We start from the raw sequence: 22,895 nt of genomic DNA, 5'->3' as shown, positions 1-22,895 counted from the left end.
CACTCCTTACCTATTAACACAACATTTATAAATGACAATATTCTCGAAATTGAACAAACTGAAAGTTGACGATTTTCTCATTTATGCCTGCTTCGTAAGATTCACTCACCAAGCGCTCACTAGTGGCTACTAATACAGTAATTCCCACTGCTAATAGTCGTTCCACTAAAGCGTGACAGTATACAAATTCCCCCTGGCACAAGACAGCCTGTGGATTGAGACTTATAATCCTCCCTGCATATTCCTGTACTAGCTGCCCAATTTCACCAGATGGTAACGCTGGATCAATGAGGGGAAATGGTATATCTACCACCTCACCATATTGATGAGCTGCTGCCAACTGTTCATCCGACCAATATTGAGAAGGATGATTCGTATGATTGATAAACATAACCACTCCTCACTATACAAACTACAAAACAGAATTCATTTATTATTCATCTTTAATAATAGCAAATCGTATAAAAAAAATCACTCATAAATACATGATTTATGAAAGATTTTTCATATTTTATAAATTGTATATAATTACACGAATGTATAGGCTAATACCATATTTTTACATATACATCAGCCCCTACTATCAAGATATATTCTCAGATTTTTCAATATCTACTGTTTCACCTAACGATTTGAGATATGAAATAAAAGCTTGTATTTCTTGTTGAATCCATTTTCTTGGTGCTAGATTATCAAGGCGAGAAAGCTCCGCTTTCATATAGTCCTCATAAAGCTCCACCCATTTCTTATTGGTCTCTTTAGATAAAAAACAACCTCGTTCTGATAGATCAAAATCTTCAGGGAGTATCATATGACGATTCAATAGTTTTAATACAAAGCGATCGATTATATCTTGTCTAAATATATCCATTACATCGTACACTAAACTATCCTTTCGATTATTCGTGCTATGTAGAACACCTATGCGTACATCTAAACCAGCAGTCAGTAAACAGGCACGGACTTCCCGTTCTAAAAACGAATAGCCATAACTCAAGATAGCGTTAACAGGATCAGGGCTAGGATGACGTTTACGCCCAGAAAATTCCCATGGTTCAGATAATACATGCCCTAATACAGAAAAATAAGTCCTAGATGCTAATCCCTCTATACCACGTAATGTGTCTACTTTTTTTGTTCTTTCTACACGTTTCAGCAACGCTTGCATCGTTCTATGTACGGCCACAAAATTTGGAATGCATTTACTCTTTTTGTACTGATTCAACAAGGCTATCTGACCTTTAATCTTACGTCGAACAATATATTTTGCCCCATCTAAGGCAAATTCTTGATTTTGAAAGCATGCTACTTGCCACAACAAACGTTGTAAAGTCGTATGCTCATCCCCTAAGATTCCTACAAGCTGATACTTATAATCTACAAACTGAATGAGAGAACCTTGCTTCACTAAAGAAAACATAACCTGCGTAGAAATTTGAATCGTTCGGCCTAATACAAGATTTGATACAGTCGCTATAGGAATTTCTTTAATAACAGAATGATCTTTTTCAAGTACTAACAATCCTCCATCTTGTCGTATCGATATACCAGGTGTCATTACATATAAAGTTTCTAACATCACAACCTCCTAGAAAATTAAATAATCAACATCTTATCCTCTGTTAATGGAATCATTTTATTACACCATATAGGTGTCTTAGCTGTGTCAGAAATAGAGACGATGAGGAGGCGCCGTGTTTCATCCCCTTGTGTTAGCACCTCGAGCTTTTTGGCAATCGTTTCTACTCTAACGTGAGCATAAACACATAAAAACACACTATACTGTACGCGGTAACAGAAGGATTCTAAATACTTAACTACCTTATTTCTAATTTTAGTATCGGAAATATCATAAGAAATAAGATACCGCATCAGAACCTCCTGTATCTTTACTTTCTACCATTAGTCAGAGAATCAAAAATCATAAGCAATACAATCCCACATAAAAATATCCCTATGAAGCCAGTCATTCCATTTACTCCTTTACTAAACAACAATCATTGAATCCGGTCTTTCACCATAATGATTAGGATCTTCATCCCCTGGCATCAGCACTAAACCAATTTTTACAAATCCCATTATTTTAGCCAAAGTGGGCTCAAAAATAGCTATTATAGCGGCCACAATATAAATACCTGCTAAATAAGTTGGTCCATTTAAATCATGAATACGTCGCGATGCAATAGCTAACTCTCGAACAACAGAATACCCTATGATTGACCAACCCAATACCCAGAAAAACTTTGATACAGGGGCAAGACTAATACAAAGGCCCCCAAGATAGCCAATACCAATAATCATCAACAAATTCATAAAATAAGAGCGACGATTCATACGCCCTGATAAGGACAACATAGACTTTAATTCTTGCTGTAAATTTTCCATAATACCCTCCTTAATAATCATTCCGTGATGGTAATACAAACCACACCAATAAAGTTAAAAACAACATTGCCATATACTACCTCCTATATAAGACCAATTAAACTTGTTGAGTTCATTATACGAATCATACTGAAAGTGAACTAATCAGAAAAACTAGGAACAAAAAAAAGAACTGTATCTTTGTGTGACATACACAAGAACACAGTTCTTTATTATTATGTAATTTTTAAGTTAGATATTCACATTCTTCGACGCATACTGTAAATGGTAAGTGCTGTTGCAACTTTTTCTGGAAAAAAGAAATCACTGCAAATACAAATTCTGACGTGTTTCAATACCGTAAACGGTAAGACTATTACCTCATCATATCTGTTTCACCTTCACTTTGTTCAGGTATTTGAGATGTGCGGACCTCATCGTCGCTTTGCGCCTCTGTTGTCTCGCACCCTTCTGCGCACATCGTAACCGGTAAGTACTGTTGCAACTACATTTGCGAAATAGTAGGTGATCCAATTATCTCCGAGCGTTTCAATACCGTAAACGGTAAATATTGTTGCAACTTATAATAATGATGGGGCTGGTCTGATGTACTGGGACTCGTTTCAATACCGTAAACGGTAGGTACTGTTGCAACTCGACTTAAGGTGAAGTAATGATACAGCAAAGAGAAACTTTGTTTCAATACCGTAAACGGTAAGTACTGTTGCAACTGACAAATACGGAAAGCCGACGCAACTGTATGTCGGGTTTCAATACCGTAAACGGTAAGTACTGTTGCAACTGATAAATATCAAGTTCCTTATAGATGGGCTGAAGCTAGTTTCAATACCGTAAACGGTAAGTACTGTTGCAACTTAGGAATCAACTCTAAAGGCAAACGCGCAGAATTAGAAGGGTTTCAATACCGTAAACGGTAAGCACTGTTGCAACTCCCTCATAGCGCTAGGGGTGAATTCGCTCATGTGCTATGTTTCAATACCGTAAACGGTAAGCACTGTTGCAACCTATTAAACCTGGCGATAAGGTTGCAGTACCTATCTATCGGTTTCAATACCGTAAACGGTAAGCACTGTTGCAACGAGTATGCAACAATCGCTATGTCTGCAGCATCATTACGGTTTCAATACCGTAAACGGTAAGCACTGTTGCAACTAAGCAAAGAAAGGATAGAGGCTAAGCCCCTACGTTTCAATACCGTAAACGGTAAGCACTGTTGTAACTTAATGAGTTCTCCTATGAGTAAAATTTCTAATTATGTTCGTTTCAATACCGTAAACGGTAAGCACTGTTGTAACAGCATACCTCAGAAAGCCAGTATTCATGGGGCTTAAAATTAAGTTTTGGCAAACCTCACACCGTAAACGGTCAGATTGGGCTCCCATTAGATCAAAAATACCGATAAGCATAAGTAAATACTAGTGGTAAATGATTTTTCTAAGGTTACAGTAATTATAAGGGTTTCTCGATTTTACGTCAATATTCTTTATCGTTTTCTTTCTGACTTATGGCTTATTTTTAATTAAATGAAGATAGTATCTAAGTTTAACAACCTTTAACTTAATTTGACTACCTAAAAAAGGATTTAGTCTATCTACTACATATAAAAAGACCTATCCATACATCATCATATGAATAGGCCTATATACAATTATATTCCATCATTATTTCTACTATTAAGCCTCAAGATACCAAGCGAATATATACAGCAATAATAATCCTATTAGAGTTGACATGTACACCTCTCCTATACTCAATCAAATAATTCGTCTAGTACAAAATCTACTGCTTCATCAACAGCTATTTCTATTACTAGATCCAATAGTTCATCCATATTTTTACCTCATTACAATTAAAACCTTTTAATACAATCCTTAAAACTTACATCTCCTGTTTTCTACTAATTTATATTGTAACAATTGTTTCATACTATTTTCTCCTTACATTAGTCCTCAAATAATTTACATACTATTAATCCTACGGCAAAGCCTATATATGGATACATACTATCATCTACCTTTCTTAATATATCAACCAACAACTAGTCATCAGACTTAACGGCTTGATATACGGACACACCTAATAATACACCTGCTGCAAAACCTTCCCATGCGGCTGCGGCCGCTGCTGCTGCAAATAATGGTAGCATATTAATTCCTCCTAAAATACATATAAACAAAACAAATCCTTTGACATTTACAATTTCAAATATCCAATTCTACAAGTCATTCATTACCTCCCAACTCATATGACTAAATTAACTATCCATAGTATAACCTTATCAAAGATACAATTGAATTCATAAAAACTAAGGCGAACTATCATCTTTATAATTCATAGTATTTCCCTTTGGGCTACAAAATAATTATAGAATGAAAATCGACAAGTCCATATTCAAAAAAACTAAGACGCAAAAAAGGGTGAATCTAAAGATTCACCCTTTTACATTAAATATGAAAATACACAATTATAAACGATAAAAACTGTTACTTTGTCACCTTCGTTTTACCTTCACTTCGTTCAGGTACTTGAGATGTGCGGACCTCATCGTCGCTTCTCTCCTCTGCAGTCTAGCACCCTTCTGCGCATACCGTAAACGATAAGTGCTGTTACAACTATCCAAAGGCGATAGCATGGCATTCATGAGCTATGAGTTTCAATACCATAAACGGTAAGTACTGTTGCAACAATCTAACATGACTCAATTTATTAATATGGCAGTCTCAGTTTCAATACCGTAAACGGTAAGTACTGTTGCAACTGCCTTATTATGCTGTAGCACATGGTTTTGCATGTGGGTTTCAATACCGTAAACGGTAAGTACTGTTGCAACTGATAAATATCTACGAAAAGATATCAAAGAATTTGATAGTTTCAATACCGTAAACGGTAAGTACTGTTGCAACGAGGATATAATCATGACAAACTTAACATTCTTAAAGTTTCAATACCGTAAACGGTAAGTACTGTTGCAACGACAAGATAGCAGTACCTATCTATCGTTAGTTTATTAAGTTTCAATACCGTAAACGGTAAGTACTGTTGCAACTAAAAAAGTGATTACAACAAGCAATAGAACAGCAGAACAGTTTCAATACCGTAAACGGTAAGTACTGTTGCAACAGATTGTTGGTGTTCGTCATACTGAAGTTTTTGCTAGTTTCAATACCGTAAACGGTAAGTACTGTTGCAACAGTGTCTCTCAGAAAGCCAGTATTCATGGGGCTAAAAAATAGGTTTTGGAAAACCTCATACCGAAAACGGTCAGTTTGTGCTCCCCTTAGATTAAAAATGCTCATGAACATAGGTAAATACTGGTGGTAAATGATTTTTCTAAGATTACAGTTATTATAAGGTTTTTTGAATTTGGCGTCAATATTCCTTATCATTTTCTTTTTTAATCATCTTAGCCAAATACAGATAAAACTTATATTCAGCAAATTTTATAATACATTTATTACAGTAGAAAATGATTGTGACCAAATGTTACATATATAAAAGACCTACTCATATGAGACATCATATGAATAGGTCTAATTAACATCAGATTCAATTATAATGATCAAAATTACTCCTCAACACAAACATGAACTAAACCAAACTCAACAAATAGTGCCATACAAACACCTCCTCCAATACTAAAAGCTTGAAACAACAAAAGTACAATTACATATCTACACGACTAATCTTTCTACACATGTTACCTCCTTATTATATGAACTTAAATTAACCATCTAAAGTATGAACTAATCCGGTCTACCTATGAGTTCATAAAAGTAGAACGAATCTTTGGTTTTATGAATCAAAAGGTATTTTATTTAGGTTACAAGGTTATTATAAAATGTGAACCCATATATCCCTATTCAAGAAAACTAAGACGTAAACATAAATTTTAAGATTCGCTTATATATCTATTATTTTACTATGGGCTAGGCTCTATGTAATTTATATAAAATTTGGTATAGTATTCATAAAAGCTTCATTTTTAATTCTCGATTCTCTAGGAGCCATATTATGGAACATCATATTTACCTAACATTTTTAAGCACCTTACATACGAAAGATAATCCATATAATCCGCAAAAGCTAGAAAAAACAGTTGTTAATCTTACTGAGATAGCTCCCTTTGATGTCATCCGTCAAACCAATGAATCCGCTTTAAAGTATCTTTTACATAATAAAAGAAAAGAGAACTCTGCTTTCAAATTAGATAAGCTATTCTTTTTTAAATCACCAGAAATGGAGAATACGTTTAAAGAATCTACCATATCAAGCCTAAACGTATTTGAAGAGCAAATGTGTGATTATATCAATAAAACCAGTATACCTATTACGTGGGACCCAGAAACAATTAATTATATAGATTGTGGTGACATCGACTATATAGACAATCTAAAGGACAGCATCATAGATATGTCTCAAGCTATAATGGAATATTACAAAAGCAAGTCATCTGACGACAGGGTTATCTTACATGTAGACTTATCTGGTGGCCCACGAACAGCTATTATGCTGATGATTGCCATCATTAGACTAGTAGCTTTTCAAGGTATTGAAATTGGATCTATTTTATATGCCAATGTAAATGCAAATAACAATAGCATAGTGCGAGTATATGAAGGGAACTCCATCTATAATATTTACGATATGATTACAGGATTTGCTGAGTTCAACCAATTTGGTAGTGTTGATACATTAAAAAACTATGTAAACACCTTAGATAACCCCGATGTCCAAATCAAAGAACTAATCTCTAGCATGGGAGATTTTTCAGAAGCCGTTCGTCTATCTAGTCGCGGTATGTTCCAAAGATCCATGGAGGACATTCATAAACTTTTAACAGATATCGAATCCTCTAAACAAGAAATACCTGCAAATAATAGGGAAAACCATAAAAACTTTGAAATTGAGGCACTCAAATTAATGAGTGGCAAAATTCAAAATAACTATAAAACAGTGCTAGCTAATAAAGAAGACGATTTAGCATACATTGATTGGTGCCTAGCTAATGGTTATCTACAGCAAGCCTTAGCACTATTCGCTGAATTTGTACCTCGTGCTATTTTAGAATCTAAAATGATTATTTTAGACGACACAATCTTCCCTACAGACTCAGACAATGAATTGAGTGCCTCTATGGAGAACTTTAATACGATTAATGAGTATACCGCCAAAACAATGGAAATCGTAAACAATAGAGCGACTAAGATTAATAATAAAATAAAAAGCGTATTACTGAAATACTTTAGTGGTGATTTTTCAAAAGAGTCTAAGCAAATTATCCAACGAACTTTAAAAAACAAGAAAAATAACATTAGCACTAACATTACTAGAGAGGATACACAATACCCTAAATTTGAAGAGCAACTAATAAACGATATTAATCAAATAATCTTAAAAGAAGCAGAAAAAGAGCCACATAATTATTTGAAATACAAAACGTTTACCAATAATAATGTTAATGTGCCTAGTAAGCTACTTCGACTTATCAGTAATATAGGTATAAATACCAAATCTATTGTAGGTATAAATGAGTTCAGTAAAGATATTAGAAGATATTTTACTGCTGCACTTGTACAGCAATTAAAAGAAATTAAAGATTTACCTAGCAATGTTGTAACAGTTAATGATCAATATGAAATTACACTTAACGACACTAATAAACTCTTTAAGGTAAGAGATGCATTTATTTCAATCTTCACGAACTCAAACAATGATGATATATATCGTTTTCTATTTGCTAATTTTGTATCATATCAATATCCAATAGATTTATTCCCCCATCAACTTTATGGAATAGATGGACTCACACTTAATTCAGTATTAAAAAGCAATCCAGAAAAAATAACACAAGTAGCTCGCATATTAAACCTTTATAGAACATTAAAAGGTAGTCGAAATGATACGGCACATGCACGTGAAGAAAAACGGGGCCAGTTTATTGAAAGTGAAGACATAAAAAGGGAATTAAAACAATGTCTTAACGATATTCGTGAGGTTCGTGAGTATATCTGTACGTATAATCAACAATAATTTCATAAAAACCAAAAGGCTATAGATTATTATTATCTATAGCCTCTTATATTAAATATCCTATTTTCTGCTCAATTCTCTTGCCATTGCCACACATTTGCGCATCTCATATAGCAATTCTTGTGAAGTAGTATATTTACATAATGCTTCTTTATTCGCATAATTACTATCATTACGTGCCTTTTTTATCTCAAAGTATTGCTCAATAAACTTCATTGTCTTAGTTACATCCTCTAATGCTACATGCGGAATATATACACCCGAAACCTCAAATAAAGGAACCCCTTTATCATACGGTTTTCGTTGTGATAACAAAAGCTCAGCCGCAGTAACTGCACTATCTTTAGTATCTGGTAATTGATGCATAATAAGACTCTTATATGCCTTATATTTTTTTTCTTCAATTAAATGATTTAATATAGCATTACATACCATATTACGCGCTAACATACTTGTTTTTTTCAACCTAAACGAAGAATTATCTGCATCACAAATAATATACTCTTTATATTCCTCTTTACTTAAAACTTCAGATATTATATTTTTACACAATGACTCTAATATATTATTAAAGTTCTCTATATTCTCTGAGCTTTCTAGAATATCTTGTAAAAACGAAATATATTCTAATAATGTATAATTATCAGCATATCTACCGTCTTGTAAATAAAGTGTAAACCCATATTGATTTAAGAGAACCTCACATTTTTCTCTAAGTTTAATAGTTTCTTCATCCACCATCAGATGAATACGTTCTTTCTGCTTTTGGAGGTCTCTTTCAACAATTTGTATTTTCTTTTTTTCGTTTCTTACGAATTTAATATAATAAGTAATTACTTTATCGATATTAGGAGCTACTTCATCTTTTTTTGCATTTATCATAGCTGCCAAGCATTGCATACGAGCGTTATTAATAGAATTAAATAAGCGCATAGGCATAGACCGTACATCTTTTTCAGAAGTTTTCTTATCATGATCGGGCATGACTACATTATAAAATGCACTAAACTGGATATTATTCCCCGCTCTATTCCATGCGTTTATAGCAGCTTGGAGCAATCTCTTTTCTTTATTCTGTTGCGTATCTTCATAATATGCATTAAACACGAGTGGATCACACTCTATAATACCTTTATCTACTGCGTATTCCGGTACATATTCACAAAATAAGGTAAGTGCTTGTTGCAAATAATCATGATCTAAACACCAGTCAATATAGGCTAGTTCATCAGAGGCATGATTACGATGATGTTGTAAAAGGGTAGTATATGACTGCTCAATAGGTTTATGCAATAATTCAATTAATTCTTGGTCAAAGGTCTTATTGTTATCTGTATTATTTGCCATACTATGTACTAAGGATAAGCTATCATCAAGACGAGCTATAGATTTTTCAAATGCACCACGGCTTGAAATATTAATAGCTTCTGAAAAGCTGTCCATGGCTTTTAGCAATTTTTTTGTAGCGGTAGCAGTCGATTCAATATTACCTGTTCCAATATTTTCAGGAGGCTTAAAATAAGTATTTAATTTTTTGGCACTACCAAATAGTTTAAACTCTTCAAATCCTGCAATAATATCAAATAGCTCATAAATATCTAGCACTTTATGAACTGTAATTTCTCCTGGGCCGTTCTCAATCTCCTTATAACCAGAGTAATATACATCATCAACAATGATACCATGATAGGCGAGCAGTCTACTAATAACAAGGAGAATCATAGCTGCATTGCGTGGGCCACCAGTGATATCCATATAGAGGCGGACCTCATCTTTATCATTGGTGAAAGTATCTTTAAAATCAAGAATCTTCTTTGACATCTCAATGATGCTAGACTTAATACGACTAATATCATCTAAGTCTGTACCACATGGGACATGATCAAGAGCATCAAAAAAGGCCTGCTCATTGTGGCCCATCACGTTATAAAACTTACACATTTGATTAACAAAGATATCATAAGATGATGGACTATTACTTTGATGTGCCATTACACCATCAGTACATAATAAATATATCTTATCAAAGGATATATCTCTTGTTTTTTCATCCTTCCATGTATGGTATAAAATATATTTCAAAGACGACTCATTCGTGGCAATGCTACTACGAATAGCATCTTCCATATCTGCATTTACAATCGTCTTTATACTCGTATTAGACACCTTACTCAAAAAAGATAAAAATATATTATGAATTGCCATAGCTTTCACCAAACTTACATTAATTGATTAACTACACTTGGTCATCCGTGTATTATCAGAACCTAACCTCGAATTTTATCCTTACATTTTATATTGTATCATGTTATATTCATAATTAAGAATCGTTTTGTACAGTCGGGAATGTACATATTTAAAAGGGAGTCAATAATGGCAACAACAACTAATTATCTAAATGATTTAGCTAGTATGCGCCAATTTATCCGCAGCTTAACCTTCGGGAACCATAATAGAGGTAAAGCAACAGTTCGTGGTATCAAAGAAAGTCAGCACGACGATATGATTCGTCGCCTTGATTATTTTGATATCATACGTCACATTTACACGCAAAGAATTGGGAAAACATCCATTCATCATTTGGCAAAAGATGATTTTGTAGATGGCTATAATTATCTTAACAATTTATATGAATTATATGCTGCCGTTCCAGAACAAATTTATGTACAGCTCTGCATCTTATCATATATTGGAGCAAACGATGATGTAACTATTACAGATTTATATACTAATTTAAACCAAGAACCATACTTGGATCACTATATTGATTTAGTAGAAAACCTATATGAACAACGAAATAAAAAACAAGAGCCACCTTGCATTATTGACCAACAATATATTCAACGCCAAGTAAAGACATTAGAAATTTTAGGTGCTATCACCAAAACAGAGCTCACAAAAGGCTATACATATTCAATAAAACCAACTATTATAAAGGAACTATCAAAACAGCAGTTGCAAGAGCTAGCAATGGCAGTATTCTTTTATACTAATGTTTCTATTACTTCAGCAGCAGGTCATATCTTACTCAAGAAAATTATGTATTTAATTAATGACTTTTCTTTAAAAGACCAACAAAAGTGTATGTACTATGACTTTAATAATACATATTTTTCTTTCAAGGATAATAACCCAAATAATGTAATTGATGGAGATATTTTCTACCCTTTAGCCGATGCCTTACATCGACAAAAAAAGGTGCGTCTATCCTTTTATGAATCTGGGAAACCTAGGGAAATCGTTAGTCCATTAGCGTTACAAACCTATTATGGGGAAAATAAAAATATACTATGTAGTATTAATAATGGACGTATCCAATGGAATCGTATTGATCGCATCAAGTCTCTTGAGGTTACAAAATATAACAGTACTAATACTGTACCAAAAATACAAACAAGAGATAAAACATTTGATACTTGTATCATTCACTTCTTGACCTTAAAAGATTATGAGTTGGTCTACGATAAATTTATTCGTCATTTCAAAGAGTCACTAACAGTGCTCTCAAGAACAGATGAATATATAGAATTACAACTAGAAGTACAAGATGCATTACAATTATTACCGCAATTACGTAGCTATTTACCTTATGTATATATTACATACACAAACAAATCCAGTATTAAGGATAAATTCTACAATAATTTATACGCCTCTTTAAATATAGATTTTGTAGAACCAGAAGGATATAAAAAGCGAAAGAAAATTAATCGATTCCTTCATCCACTCCAAAGAAAAGAATCTGATAATAACAGAACTAAAAAAGACAAAGACTTAGATGGTACCTATGTATCATCCGTTTTAAACGATATCAATGCTATTACCTTTACGACACAATACCAATTGCAATTAGACTTAATTAATGGTGTTGTCCATACAAAACAAGATATAGAAGGATTAATTAATCATCGTAGGCTGCTCACGCCAGCCCCATACAAAAAAACATTGCGGAATGATGATTATGAGCAATTTCTAGCCGATGCATTAGTAGAGCCGAATGAAAATGGCGAAGAGGTTGAGTCTATTCTTCCAGATTTACCTCTTATTATTATCTCTGATGCTGAAAGAATGTTCTTAAAGGACCTCATTTCTGATATTCGAGCTAACTGGCTGCTTTCACCAGAGCTATGTCAAATATTATCTACTGAATTAAAAACTGTAGACACTACCTTTCCAAAAGGATCATGGACACGTGTTCCAACCATGACAGACGATACTCCGTTAACAATGCAAGTAATCACCCAGTGCTTACAAGCTATCCAAAATAACGAACGTATCATGATTCAAGATAAGGAGCTATCTCCTTGTCGGATAGAATACTCTGTAGGAAGCAATGGCTATACGCTTATTGCCTATGACCATGCAACGGATACCTTTTTAGACTATCCACTACGCAATGAATCTAATATCATAAAAACGGCTGCACCACGACTAGAAGATATAGAAACTATATATGCTAACTATAGAGATGAATCAAAGCGAACCGTAACATTTACCTTGTACGATGCAAACAATGCAGTTGATCGTTGCTTTAACTATTTTAGCAACTATACAATTCAAGCTAAAGATATCAACGATGAAGAGTTTACCATTGAAGTTAGCTATCTTCCCTTCCAGGAAATAGATATCTTACGACATTTATTAAAACTAGGCTGTGCAGTCCGAATTACAGATGATAGTCCGTTAAAAAAGCAACTAGAAGCAATTTATAAAACAGCACTCATTCATGCCCCTAGTATCTAATATTTATAAAATTATACGATTAAAAGGATATCTTTATATACAATAGAGCTATCCTTTTAATAAACTAAAAGACCTAGTCACATATCTCTATGCACTAGGTCCTTTAACTTTCTTGTATCCAAATCAAAATCTACACCAATTATACAATAATACTATGTACTAAAACTTAACGAATCCAAAAAACCGAGGTCACTTACTACGCTCTGTTCGAGATAGTATGAAGCCTGACATATGATTAACTGTCTATACAATTTAACAAAATAATTACTTTTCTAATCCAATTCTATACTTACTCAAAATATCACCACCTTACAAACTTTAACCGATCAACATACATAAATAAAATTACTCTTCAAGTGCATCAAGCACCGCTACTAACACTGCTACTGCAGAATCCACTGCTAAAGGCGACATAACATCCCTCCTATCATTACAACTAAATATACTATTATTAGAATAATCCATTCCAATTAACGTTCATATACTACCTCCTATACCTAACACTATACATATTTTCTACAATCCCCAACAAGCTACCAATGATTTAATACAAAACTAAGATACCCTAAGCATATTAAAATTATTACCGCTTATCGGCTACATCTTTAGTATAGGATGAAATCTAATATAACCAAATTCAAAAAAACTAAGACTAAAAAACGAGTGAATCAAAAAATTCACTCGTTTTCTATTAGATATAAAAATATAGTGCAACCCCTTATCACCTTTATTTACCTTCAATCTGTATAGATACCTGCAATATGGGGATTTCATCGTTGCGCTGTGCCACTTCTATCTCACAGTCTGCGACATATATCATAACGGTAAGTACTGTTGCAACTAAAAGCCGTTCTCATATCGGCAAGCTAGTTCGATTGTTTCAATACCATAAACAGTAAGTACTGTTGCAACTCAGAGAAATCGAGAATAACATTCGTGATATGCGAGTTTCAATACCGTAAACGGTAAGTACTGTTGCAACACTCCAAATGAAGTACTAAAAGGTCTTATCCGTGGTTTGGGAGAGTTTCAATACCGTAAACGGTAAGCACTGTTGCAACGTTATGCAGATCTAAGACAAATCAAATAGTTTGTATAGTTTCAATACCGTAAACGGTAAGCACTGTTGCAACATGGAGAATTAAAAGAAGGCGATGTATTATAGTTTCAATACCGTAAACGGTAAGCACTGTTGCAACTATCGTCATTAGACACACTAATGATAAAACAATCATTTAGTTTCAATACCGTAAACGGTAAGCACTGTTGCAACTTTCTGAATTGTGCAGATCTACTAAAGATGAATCAGTTTCAATACCGTAAACGGTAAGCACTGTTGCAACCTTGAGTCTTATAAAAAAGGTTCATTCGGCGGAACTGGGTTTCAATACCGTAAACGGTAAGCACTGTTGCAACTCGTTGGTCGAGATATATCTACTGACCTCAATCCTGAAGTTTCAATACCGTAAACGGTAAGCACTGTTGCAACCAAAAAAAGAAGTAACGGCTAAAATCAACGCTCACTTCAGTGGGTTTCAATACCGTAAACGGTAAGCACTGTTGCAACGGTAGCACAAGGCTTTCGCAAGGAGGATTCAAATGGCGTTTCAATACCGTAAACGGTAAGCACTGTTGCAACGATAAGAATTAGAGATAATGAAAGATATGATACAAGTGAGTTTCAATACCGTAAACGGTAAGCACTGTTGCAACAGCGTGTCTTAGAAAGCCAGTATTCATGGGGCTTAAAAATAGGTTTTGGCAAACCTCACACCGTAAACGGTCAAATTGTGCTCCCATTGGCTCTAAAATGTCGATGAGCATAGGTAAATACTAGTGGTAAATGATTTTTCTAAGATTACAGTTATTATAAGGATTTATAGATTTTACGTCAATAATTAAACTCATTTTCTTTTCATTTGTTTTCAAAAAGAATTAAATCACTTAGCTATCAGTATTACCATTAATATATTAATTTAGATACTTTCATAAAACTAAACTATAATTTCGCTCTTCACACCGCCCATGCCAAGTGCCGTTTTAATACCTAGTCCAGTAAATTCGCTATAGTAACTCAACAACGCCAAAATCCTTTGCAACTCTGGATTCCTTTTAAATTGCATAACGACTTGCCCACGAAAGCCTCGGATTTTTACACCTTCAAGACCATATATACCCATGCGTAGATTGTAATCTTTAATAAAAGCTCCAGTCTCGAGAGCACCTAAAAGTAAGTCTGTATCCATCGTTCCAAAGGTACTAAATTGATTCCATTGACGTAACAAATACCGATAAATACGAAATGCTTCAGGAAAGATTGTATATTGTTGATCCACCTTAAAACTTGTAGTACTCATGCAATGTAATTTGGCCTGAGTATATGATGAATCACTACTCCAGAACTTATTGATTAAAGCCTCGTAACAGGTTTCTTCCAAAATAGTTCTGCTTTTAATATATATATGACCTCGTTTTTGCTTTAAAAAAATTTTCTCACATATCTCTAACGTAGGTCTTACTATGCGATTAACTGCGTCAGCTGTTACAGCTGAAAGACGCCATATATATTGTTTTTTATCTTTATCAAAATAAATATATTGGCTATAAGGACGTAAGCCAGATTCATGTAACTGACCTGCATACTCTGTACCTACAACCTCCATCAGTACACCATGTAAAACACTACCTATGGACTGTACAATTTTTATAGATGGATCAGCCGCTATAACTAGCTCTACAGACATAATCTCTACAGTATTAGTCAATAAAATGCCTCCTTCCACTATGCTCATGACATAAATATCATAAACATGCTTTATCGTTTTCATTATATAGTTAGTTCTGATTAAAACCAATAGAAAATCACTAGATTTATACAAAAAACCAGTATATCCACTAAAAAGAATATACTGGCTATTTGTCTTCATATAAGTATTTGAGATAAGAATCCGGCCCCATTTTATTTAATCATAATAAATATATCCGTATAAACGCAAATAATATGACTGGAGGGTTTCCGTCCCCTAATGGGGATTATTCTGATTAGCTTAGTTACAAGCTGATATGATTATTGCCAAAAACGCAGTAGGGATACCGTCCCCTACCTAATAGGGATTATGTATTTTAATTACACCAACTATCATAAGAACGTAGATTTAATTTCTAAAGCTAAAATATACGTTTATTATATCACATAAATCATAAAGGAAAATAACAATAGAACCATTCTTATTATATGAACTATAGCACGAATGGTTCTATTATCCTTAACAGCTTTATTCTGTATTACATTATGGAACTTGTTTTAATAATAATTTTTCCAAGACTTCTACAAGTTTTTGACCTCGTTCGTCAATTTGAGTTTTATCCCAATATGTTATTTGTTCAGGGTTATCCACTGTAAAATATGTATTTTGGAAGTTAATTAAAGGTTGTTGATTTTGAACAGGGCTGTCTATTTCTTCTGCCAAAGCTCTTGTAATAACAAATTCACAGGCTTTATAATGATCTAATTTATCAGCAAAACTACCATTCTTAACAGAGGCATTTAAACTCTTATCTAAAAGCGTCAAATTACCTAGATGATTCAGATATTCCTTTCGAGTGTCTTCATCATCAAAGGAGTAATTTGCATTATCTGCAGCTTGTGGCATGATATGTTCTAACTCAATCTTTTTATTTGTTTTTATACTGTCTTTTTGGTTCAAGTATAGCTCGATAAATTTAAGAATTTGGAATGCTTTTGGTGCTTTTTTCTTGTCTTTAGAGCCAAAATCTTTCACAGGCAATAAAGCACGAATCAAGTCGACATATGGTTTTGTTCGTAACTCTAACTCTGTTACTGCAACCTCTAGTCTGCGTGCTGGATCAGATTCATGCAAAATCTTTTCTATAATTTCAGGCAATTCCGCTTCAATAGCATTCGTCTGTGTATACGAAAATATTACTGCTGCTACATATCTCACAGCCGCATCAACAAGTCGCACCTTATCTACACGTGGAGCATTATAGAACGGCATTAACAACGGATGAATTTGAACGGTATTAAACAATGTAAATAACGTATACATCCCATCATCATTAGACAAAAAATCGTTAGATAGTGGATCTTTATTGATACTAGCATAGACCTTACTGATAGAATTGATATCTGATGAAAGTTGCAAAATATCGTTAGCTACGAGTTCATTGTCTTTAAAATGTTCAAACAAATCCTTCTTCTTTACATTAATTGCTTTTGTACCAATAATAAAATGTTTAATGAAAGTAGATGTTTCAATCGCTTTTGATTTGCCTGTATCTTTCAGATTTTTCAAGAACTGACTCCAACTGTCAGAGAAGTCCTTAATCTGATTCTGTGTAATGCCAGGTGCAGAGGTAAGATTTTTCAGTAAGTAATTTTTTAAAAGATCTAATGGCTCTAAAGACTGACCACGATTATTTAAAATCTCAAACAACTGGAATGCACGTTCAATCGATGGTGCTGTAGTTTCAATTAACTTAACTTTAGTAGTTAAATACTGCAAGAAATACAATAATTTCTGAGGCTCATCATCATAAATGCTTCTTAAATGCTGAAGAATAGATTCATAAACAGCCTCTAAGTTATTAGCACTTGTATTATCCTCATCACTCACTAGAGCACCTTGCTTGATGATACTTTTATAAGTCTCTTTAAAATCTAAATCCTGAGTATGAAGAATCTTATAATCTACAAACTGTAAATTATTATCTAGTATTCTAAAGTACTCTTTAAAGCTAAATGTATGCCCCATCCACATATCTGCATTGGCACCTAAATTTCGACGCGTCTCTTCCACAATATCCATAAATAAATTATTTAATGCACAGAAAATGAGCGTTAATGTTGTAAGCCTTTGCTGACCATCAATCACATCAAATCTAGTCGGATTATTTTCATTGCTAATCAAAACAATATTGCCTAATAAATACCCAGGCAACGTATCAAGCCTATCCGTGTAATTATCTGTATCTTCCTTAAAATCAGAAAAAAGTGTATCTACATCTTTATCTGTCCATACAAAACTCCGTTGAAAATCAGGTATAACAAATTGATTTTTATTATCTAATATCCCCTTAATATCCTTCATTAAGGACGTAATTTCAGCCATGATATCCTCCCCATACCAAAATTTAGTTTAACTTATCTCTATTAGATCATAAAAATAAGATGAAGATCAACACTTTAAATATATTAGACTAACCAAAGAAGGAAAATCTTCATTACATAAAATAACCACCCTATAAATAAGAGTGGTTATTTTTGTCTTTAAAACTTTATAGCAATTTTACTCTGTCCCCTAATGGGGATTATTTAATTTAACTGCTAGTCAAAGATGAAACAAAATATTGCTGGTGTGAGAATGAAGTTTCCGTCCCCTAATGGGAATCATTTAATTTAACTGAATTTAACAATCGTAAACTATGTATCCGCTTTATCTGATAAGTCTCCGACCCCTAATGGGGATTATTTAATTTAACTATTCTAGCCTAATCGGTAGTACTAAAAGTGGTAGTGAGTACGTTTCCGTCCCCATCAAGAGAGTATTTAATTTAACATGCGGTAATAGTGGATAGCTACGTCGATGCATGAGATATAATGTTTCCGTCCCTATTAGGGGATTATTTAATTTAACCAGAAAACCAAAAGAAACGTAATAATGTTTCAGCTATTCAAGCGTTTCCGTCCCCTAATGGAGATCATTTAATTTAACATGGCTACAACTTACCTGGTTTTTACTGGGAACTTATTTTATAGTTTCCGTCCCCTAATGGGGATTATTTAATTTAACCCTGTCTTTGAAACAACAGATATTTACTGGTTTTAAAATGCCAAAAACGGCGGAGATCGTAATTCTTCCCCAAAAGGTACTTTAGCGAACTAAAATAATGCTGTTTAACCGCGCCACTATCACAACGGCGCAGATTCGATTTTCAAAAGATTAAATCTAGGTCTATTATAGCACATCACTAGCATTAATGAAAAACATATGAAAATAGAGCCACCTTCTATAAGGTAGCTCTATTGAGGTGCCATATGTAACTTATTTTCAATAATTCATCTGCTCCCGCAGTTTCTTCTTTTTCTTATACGCCTATCCTCCTTTTCCAAATTTCTCTCCACCCTCCTACTTCTACTTTCACCGTCCAACGAGTTATCTCGTTAGGTCTCTCCAGGCGATAAATAGTTCGGCCACGACTTGAGGGTTTTGGCTGAGTTTGATGCGGGCTAGCATTTTTCGGACATAGTTGCAGTGTTCTAGCATCGCTTCATTCAGTTTGTGTTTGACATGACGCGGAGATTGGTACACCAAGATGGGTGCAAAGTCCGCCACATGAATATAGCTCGTATCGGGTTCTGGACCTTCCGTAACGATATATTCATAGGGTATAGCCACGTTAAAGAGGCCGTACACCACGTCCTTACCGATAGGGCGGCGACATTTAATATGAGCAAAGGTTAGATGCGGACCATAGGTCTTAGGCGCGGTATAGCTGCTACGTCGACCATCGCTAGTCATGATGTAATTGGGTCTCAGCCCTTCCTGCATCGCTAGCTCTCGCGTGATCGTGCGCATCGGCAAATGAACCATTTCTTCCCGTCCATCCACAAAATAACACTTCGTACTGTCCCCACCACTAGGTTGATAGGTAGGAATAAAACAAACAATGTGATTCTTTGGATTCGTATAGATCAAATCCAAATCTTCTCCCTTAGATAGCCGAGTGGCCATCAAATCTGTTAGTTTATCATCTATTGCCATGGAATCCTCTCCAATCTGATCAGGAACATTCCTTTCAACAATACAATGAACACGTGTTCTGTGAAAGCAGATTAGCATGCTTTAATCTGCTGCTGACTTAATTGTATATCAGCCTGTATAATTTGTAAATATATATACAAAACTATAGAAATTTATGTATATTTAAAGACTTTATGATCTTGTAAAAGTTATATATACCTTGATGTGTCATTATTTTCTCATTTAAATTGAGAATTGCATATTTTATGTATATTTGTTAATCGAGATTAAAAGAAATATGCAATATATAGGATATAAATAAGAAATTAAATTATAATAACTAATGTACGCGCACGTCTGTAAAGTCCGTACTTAAATACCTGCGCAGCTTCCGAATGGCTCGTTCGTGGCGCCGTTGAATGGCTTGACGACTGCAGTTCAGTTCTTCACTAACCGACACCAAGCTTTGGCACTCACCATAGACACGGCGCAGTAGGTCTCGTTGATCAGGAGATAGTCTGCCTAAGGCCCATACGAGGCGTGCTCGCAGCCTATGCTCTTCATCGGCACTCATCACCATATCCGCTACATTCTCGCCAGATGCGAAGATATCCATGCCAAAGGCGACTTCTCCATCATCGGTGGTGCGATCTGGGATGTGTATTTCACGGCGATAACGCAATCGCTCACGCTTCCAGTACCGCATATAACCATACATGATGCCAGCTTTCACAAAGCCTGGGAACGGTACAGCCCCGTTCAAATCAAAGCTATAAATCGATTCTATGAGGATGGCCCAGAGATAGTTCTCTACGTCCTCGCGGAACTCGCGGTTTCCCATGCGATTCGTATAGTGCAAGATGAGCGGTCGATACCTGCGACAGAGCTCGATTTGTGCCGCATCATGACGAAGCTCATCAGCGGACCACGGTTGATAGCCTACCGTCTGAATCCGCATATTCGGCTTTTGACAGATGGACACGAGGCTCTTGTCCGACAAGGACGATAAAACTTGATGACCACAGACGAGGGTCTGTAATTTCAATTCCTCTGGAATACTTTCCTTAGACTCATTAGCTTTCGATAGTAAAGAATGAGATGGTAATGCCTGTGTTTCTAACGTTTCTGACTGATAGTTGTCATGTTGTAAGTTTGCAGTTTTAATACATGTTCTTTGTACTAAAGGTTCTTCGTTTGTGTATAACATAAATCCCCTTTCCTGCCATGGCATAGCGCTTATGTACACAATACCGCGGAAAGAGTGTTTTGACAAATCAGCAATTCCTTGGAATTTCCCTATATTCTGTTATATTTGAACCTTAATTTCTATCCAAAGTACAACATAAGTATGTAATCCAAAGGATAATTACTGAAAATATATAATTACTAAAAATGACACCACATATGTAATGTGGTGTCATTTTTTAGAGGAAATATATACTATCATTGGGTAATAGTATTCCATCTTTAGGTAGTAGTATTCAATCTGAAATTGTCTGATTAAATCGCAATACACGCGGCTTGGACAAAGTCCTTTAGCTGCGGTTTTACATGATTATAATATACATCAGCGCCATAGCCGCGCACGATGTCTCCCCAGTATTTATATACATAGCGATACCAGAAATGGAACATACTGTTCGTAAAATGGTAATCCGCGTACTTTGCGTTCCCACGGTTACTTGCTTGAATGCGACCCACGAGTCCCATAGACATGAGATCGTTCAAACGAGATGTAAAGGTACCACTTTTAATTTGGCTTTCTTGTAAAAGCTCCACGTAATACGGTCTTTCCAAGCTAGCAAGGCCCGTTAAAATAGCATTGGCTCCGGTTATATTTTTCATATCTCGATGCAAGATATATTGTGTTTCTTCAAAGAGAGCTCCCGTTACTGAGAAGAACAAATTAATAATATTCGTATCGATGCTTTCACCATTATCAAAGTATTGCACATAGGCAGGTAACCCACCGGTTACGGCAAAAACAGTGCGCAAATCATCCTTTGCATAGTGAAGGCCCAAGGATTTCATATCAACTAAGGAAAATGGTTTCACTTCAAGATATTCGGACACGAAAGGCCCGATGAGGCTACGATCGCCAATGATGCGGCCATCGAGCTGTTCCAGACCATTAGCCATCAATATGATATTCAAACGGCTCGTATCTTTGTAGGTATCTAACAAATCGCGCAAGTGAATGGGAAACTGAGGAACTGCTTCCACCAAGGATGGATAATCGTCAATCACCACAGTCTGAGGTGTTTTCACACTGCTTTCAAAAAGTCTCACAAAAGCCTGCTGCAAACTCTCTACAGGCTCGAATGTATCTTGAGCATTAACAGGAACAAAACGTGCCTCAAGAGCTCTATTTATATCAGCTACATGGACGGATTCATTAGCCATGCGCCCCGCCAAATATATCGCCTTATGACGGCGCACAAGTTGCGAAGCCACATAGGATTTACCACTGCGATGAGGACCATATACAACACATAAACTCATTTGGCCCATTGCAATTCGGGACTGGATACGCTCTATAATTTCAGCACGTCCCACAAAATTCATATACTCACCTCCAACTATTTACGGAAATTATTATATCATAATTTTAAATCATTATTAAACTTTTTTTCATATAGTTAACATAGCTTTTTATTATGTTAATTTTTTTACGCATCAAATCAGAGCTTTTATGCGATACGTATTGCCTTACCATCATAAAAGGCCTTATGATTACTTTATTCCCAGATACGTTTGATATCAACATATCCTATAAGGCATGGTTATATAACTTATACATTATAAGATATACATATTAAATTATAGATTTTAATTTATATAGTTTAATCTATATAATTTAATCTATATAGTTTAAAAATGACGTGCTAACCAAAAGGTATAGCACGTCATTTGCATATTAAGCATATTAAATTATTACTGAATTTTCTTATACTAAGTCTATTAATGGTAAAT

At 34.7% G+C, this 22,895-nt stretch carries 12 protein-coding genes and 3 CRISPR repeat arrays; of the genes, 2 read left to right on the top strand and 10 right to left on the bottom strand.

Going from position 1 to position 22,895, the window contains the following annotated elements:
- Window positions 1–25 precede the first annotated feature (25 nt).
- From HMPREF0873_RS04355 to HMPREF0873_RS04340, 4 genes are all read right to left on the bottom strand, one after another.
- Window positions 26–391 (bottom strand): hypothetical protein, encoded by a 366-nt coding sequence (locus tag HMPREF0873_RS04355; RefSeq protein WP_008601959.1) that lies wholly within the window; start codon window positions 389–391, stop codon window positions 26–28.
- A 192-nt stretch (window positions 392–583) separates the two neighbouring features.
- Window positions 584–1,579, bottom strand: coding sequence for a CRISPR-associated endonuclease Cas1 (cas1, locus tag HMPREF0873_RS04350; protein WP_232192008.1), 996 nt, complete (start codon window positions 1,577–1,579; stop codon window positions 584–586).
- A gap of 17 nt (window positions 1,580–1,596) precedes the next feature.
- Window positions 1,597–1,872: a CRISPR-associated endonuclease Cas2 gene (gene cas2 / locus HMPREF0873_RS04345; RefSeq protein ID WP_232192007.1), complete on the bottom strand. Its 276-nt coding sequence runs from the start codon at window positions 1,870–1,872 to the stop codon at window positions 1,597–1,599.
- Between the two features lie 114 nt (window positions 1,873–1,986).
- Window positions 1,987–2,385: a DUF805 domain-containing protein gene (locus tag HMPREF0873_RS04340; RefSeq protein ID WP_232192006.1), complete on the bottom strand. Its 399-nt coding sequence runs from the start codon at window positions 2,383–2,385 to the stop codon at window positions 1,987–1,989.
- Between the two features lie 525 nt (window positions 2,386–2,910).
- Window positions 2,911–3,680: a CRISPR direct-repeat array (repeat unit 31 nt; unit sequence GTTTCAATACCGTAAACGGTAAGCACTGTTG).
- A gap of 1,282 nt (window positions 3,681–4,962) precedes the next feature.
- Window positions 4,963–5,576: direct repeats of the CRISPR family, unit length 35 nt; unit sequence GTTTCAATACCGTAAACGGTAAGTACTGTTGCAAC.
- Window positions 5,577–6,396: 820 nt separating this feature from the next.
- Here HMPREF0873_RS04340 and HMPREF0873_RS04335 point away from each other — a divergent pair.
- On the top strand, window positions 6,397–8,415 hold the full coding sequence (locus tag HMPREF0873_RS04335; RefSeq protein WP_008714604.1) for a hypothetical protein: 2,019 nt from the start codon (window positions 6,397–6,399) through the stop codon (window positions 8,413–8,415).
- Between the two features lie 60 nt (window positions 8,416–8,475).
- Here the strand turns inward: HMPREF0873_RS04335 and HMPREF0873_RS04330 are convergent, their stop codons facing one another.
- Window positions 8,476–10,620 carry a TM1812 family CRISPR-associated protein gene (locus tag HMPREF0873_RS04330; RefSeq protein WP_038125628.1) on the bottom strand — a complete coding sequence of 715 codons (2,145 nt, stop codon included), beginning with the start codon at window positions 10,618–10,620 and terminating at the stop codon, window positions 8,476–8,478.
- A gap of 168 nt (window positions 10,621–10,788) precedes the next feature.
- Here HMPREF0873_RS04330 and HMPREF0873_RS04325 point away from each other — a divergent pair, with 168 nt between their 5' ends.
- Window positions 10,789–13,158: a hypothetical protein gene (locus HMPREF0873_RS04325; RefSeq protein WP_232192005.1), complete on the top strand. Its 2,370-nt coding sequence runs from the start codon at window positions 10,789–10,791 to the stop codon at window positions 13,156–13,158.
- Window positions 13,159–13,964: 806 nt separating this feature from the next.
- A CRISPR array of direct repeats spans window positions 13,965–14,871; the repeat unit is 35 nt; unit sequence GTTTCAATACCGTAAACGGTAAGCACTGTTGCAAC.
- Between the two features lie 281 nt (window positions 14,872–15,152).
- On the opposite strand, the gene cas6 is transcribed toward HMPREF0873_RS04325, so the two are convergent.
- The 5 genes from cas6 to HMPREF0873_RS04300 all read right to left on the bottom strand — a co-directional run bounded on the left by cas6 (window position 15,153) and on the right by HMPREF0873_RS04300 (window position 22,487).
- A complete protein-coding gene (gene cas6 / locus HMPREF0873_RS04320; RefSeq protein WP_038125626.1) occupies window positions 15,153–15,923 on the bottom strand; it encodes a CRISPR system precrRNA processing endoribonuclease RAMP protein Cas6 in 771 nt (256 codons plus the stop codon).
- A 525-nt stretch (window positions 15,924–16,448) separates the two neighbouring features.
- Window positions 16,449–18,290, bottom strand: coding sequence for a DUF262 domain-containing protein (locus HMPREF0873_RS04315; protein WP_008714597.1), 1,842 nt, complete (start codon window positions 18,288–18,290; stop codon window positions 16,449–16,451).
- Window positions 18,291–19,334: 1,044 nt separating this feature from the next.
- On the bottom strand, window positions 19,335–19,943 hold the full coding sequence (locus HMPREF0873_RS04310) for a hypothetical protein (protein WP_038125624.1): 609 nt from the start codon (window positions 19,941–19,943) through the stop codon (window positions 19,335–19,337).
- A gap of 319 nt (window positions 19,944–20,262) precedes the next feature.
- Entirely contained in the window at window positions 20,263–21,129 is an 867-nt protein-coding gene (locus HMPREF0873_RS04305; protein WP_038125622.1) for a sigma-70 family RNA polymerase sigma factor, read from the bottom strand.
- A gap of 293 nt (window positions 21,130–21,422) precedes the next feature.
- A complete protein-coding gene (locus tag HMPREF0873_RS04300) occupies window positions 21,423–22,487 on the bottom strand; it encodes an ATP-binding protein (RefSeq protein WP_008714592.1) in 1,065 nt (354 codons plus the stop codon).
- Between the last annotated feature and the right edge of the window lie 408 nt (window positions 22,488–22,895).

Origin of the sequence: Veillonella sp. 3_1_44 (genome assembly GCF_000163715.1) — a bacterium.
Lineage (GTDB): Bacteria > Bacillota > Negativicutes > Veillonellales > Veillonellaceae > Veillonella > Veillonella parvula_A.
Note: the sequence above shows the minus strand (reverse complement) of the source record. Positions and strands in the feature narration are given on the sequence as shown.

Coding starts and splice junctions, on each gene's coding strand:
- HMPREF0873_RS04325 (WP_232192005.1), top strand. CDS start 10,789: ATGGCAACAACAACTAATTATCTAAATGATTTAGCTAGTATGCGCCAA.
- HMPREF0873_RS04335 (WP_008714604.1), top strand. CDS start 6,397: ATGGAACATCATATTTACCTAACATTTTTAAGCACCTTACATACGAAA.
- cas1 (WP_232192008.1), bottom strand. CDS start 1,579: ATGTTAGAAACTTTATATGTAATGACACCTGGTATATCGATACGACAA.
- HMPREF0873_RS04310 (WP_038125624.1), bottom strand. CDS start 19,943: ATGGCAATAGATGATAAACTAACAGATTTGATGGCCACTCGGCTATCT.
- HMPREF0873_RS04315 (WP_008714597.1), bottom strand. CDS start 18,290: ATGGCTGAAATTACGTCCTTAATGAAGGATATTAAGGGGATATTAGAT.
- HMPREF0873_RS04340 (WP_232192006.1), bottom strand. CDS start 2,385: ATGGAAAATTTACAGCAAGAATTAAAGTCTATGTTGTCCTTATCAGGG.
- HMPREF0873_RS04355 (WP_008601959.1), bottom strand. CDS start 391: ATGTTTATCAATCATACGAATCATCCTTCTCAATATTGGTCGGATGAA.
- HMPREF0873_RS04305 (WP_038125622.1), bottom strand. CDS start 21,129: ATGTTATACACAAACGAAGAACCTTTAGTACAAAGAACATGTATTAAA.
- HMPREF0873_RS04330 (WP_038125628.1), bottom strand. CDS start 10,620: ATGGCAATTCATAATATATTTTTATCTTTTTTGAGTAAGGTGTCTAAT.
- HMPREF0873_RS04300 (WP_008714592.1), bottom strand. CDS start 22,487: ATGAATTTTGTGGGACGTGCTGAAATTATAGAGCGTATCCAGTCCCGA.
- cas2 (WP_232192007.1), bottom strand. CDS start 1,872: ATGCGGTATCTTATTTCTTATGATATTTCCGATACTAAAATTAGAAAT.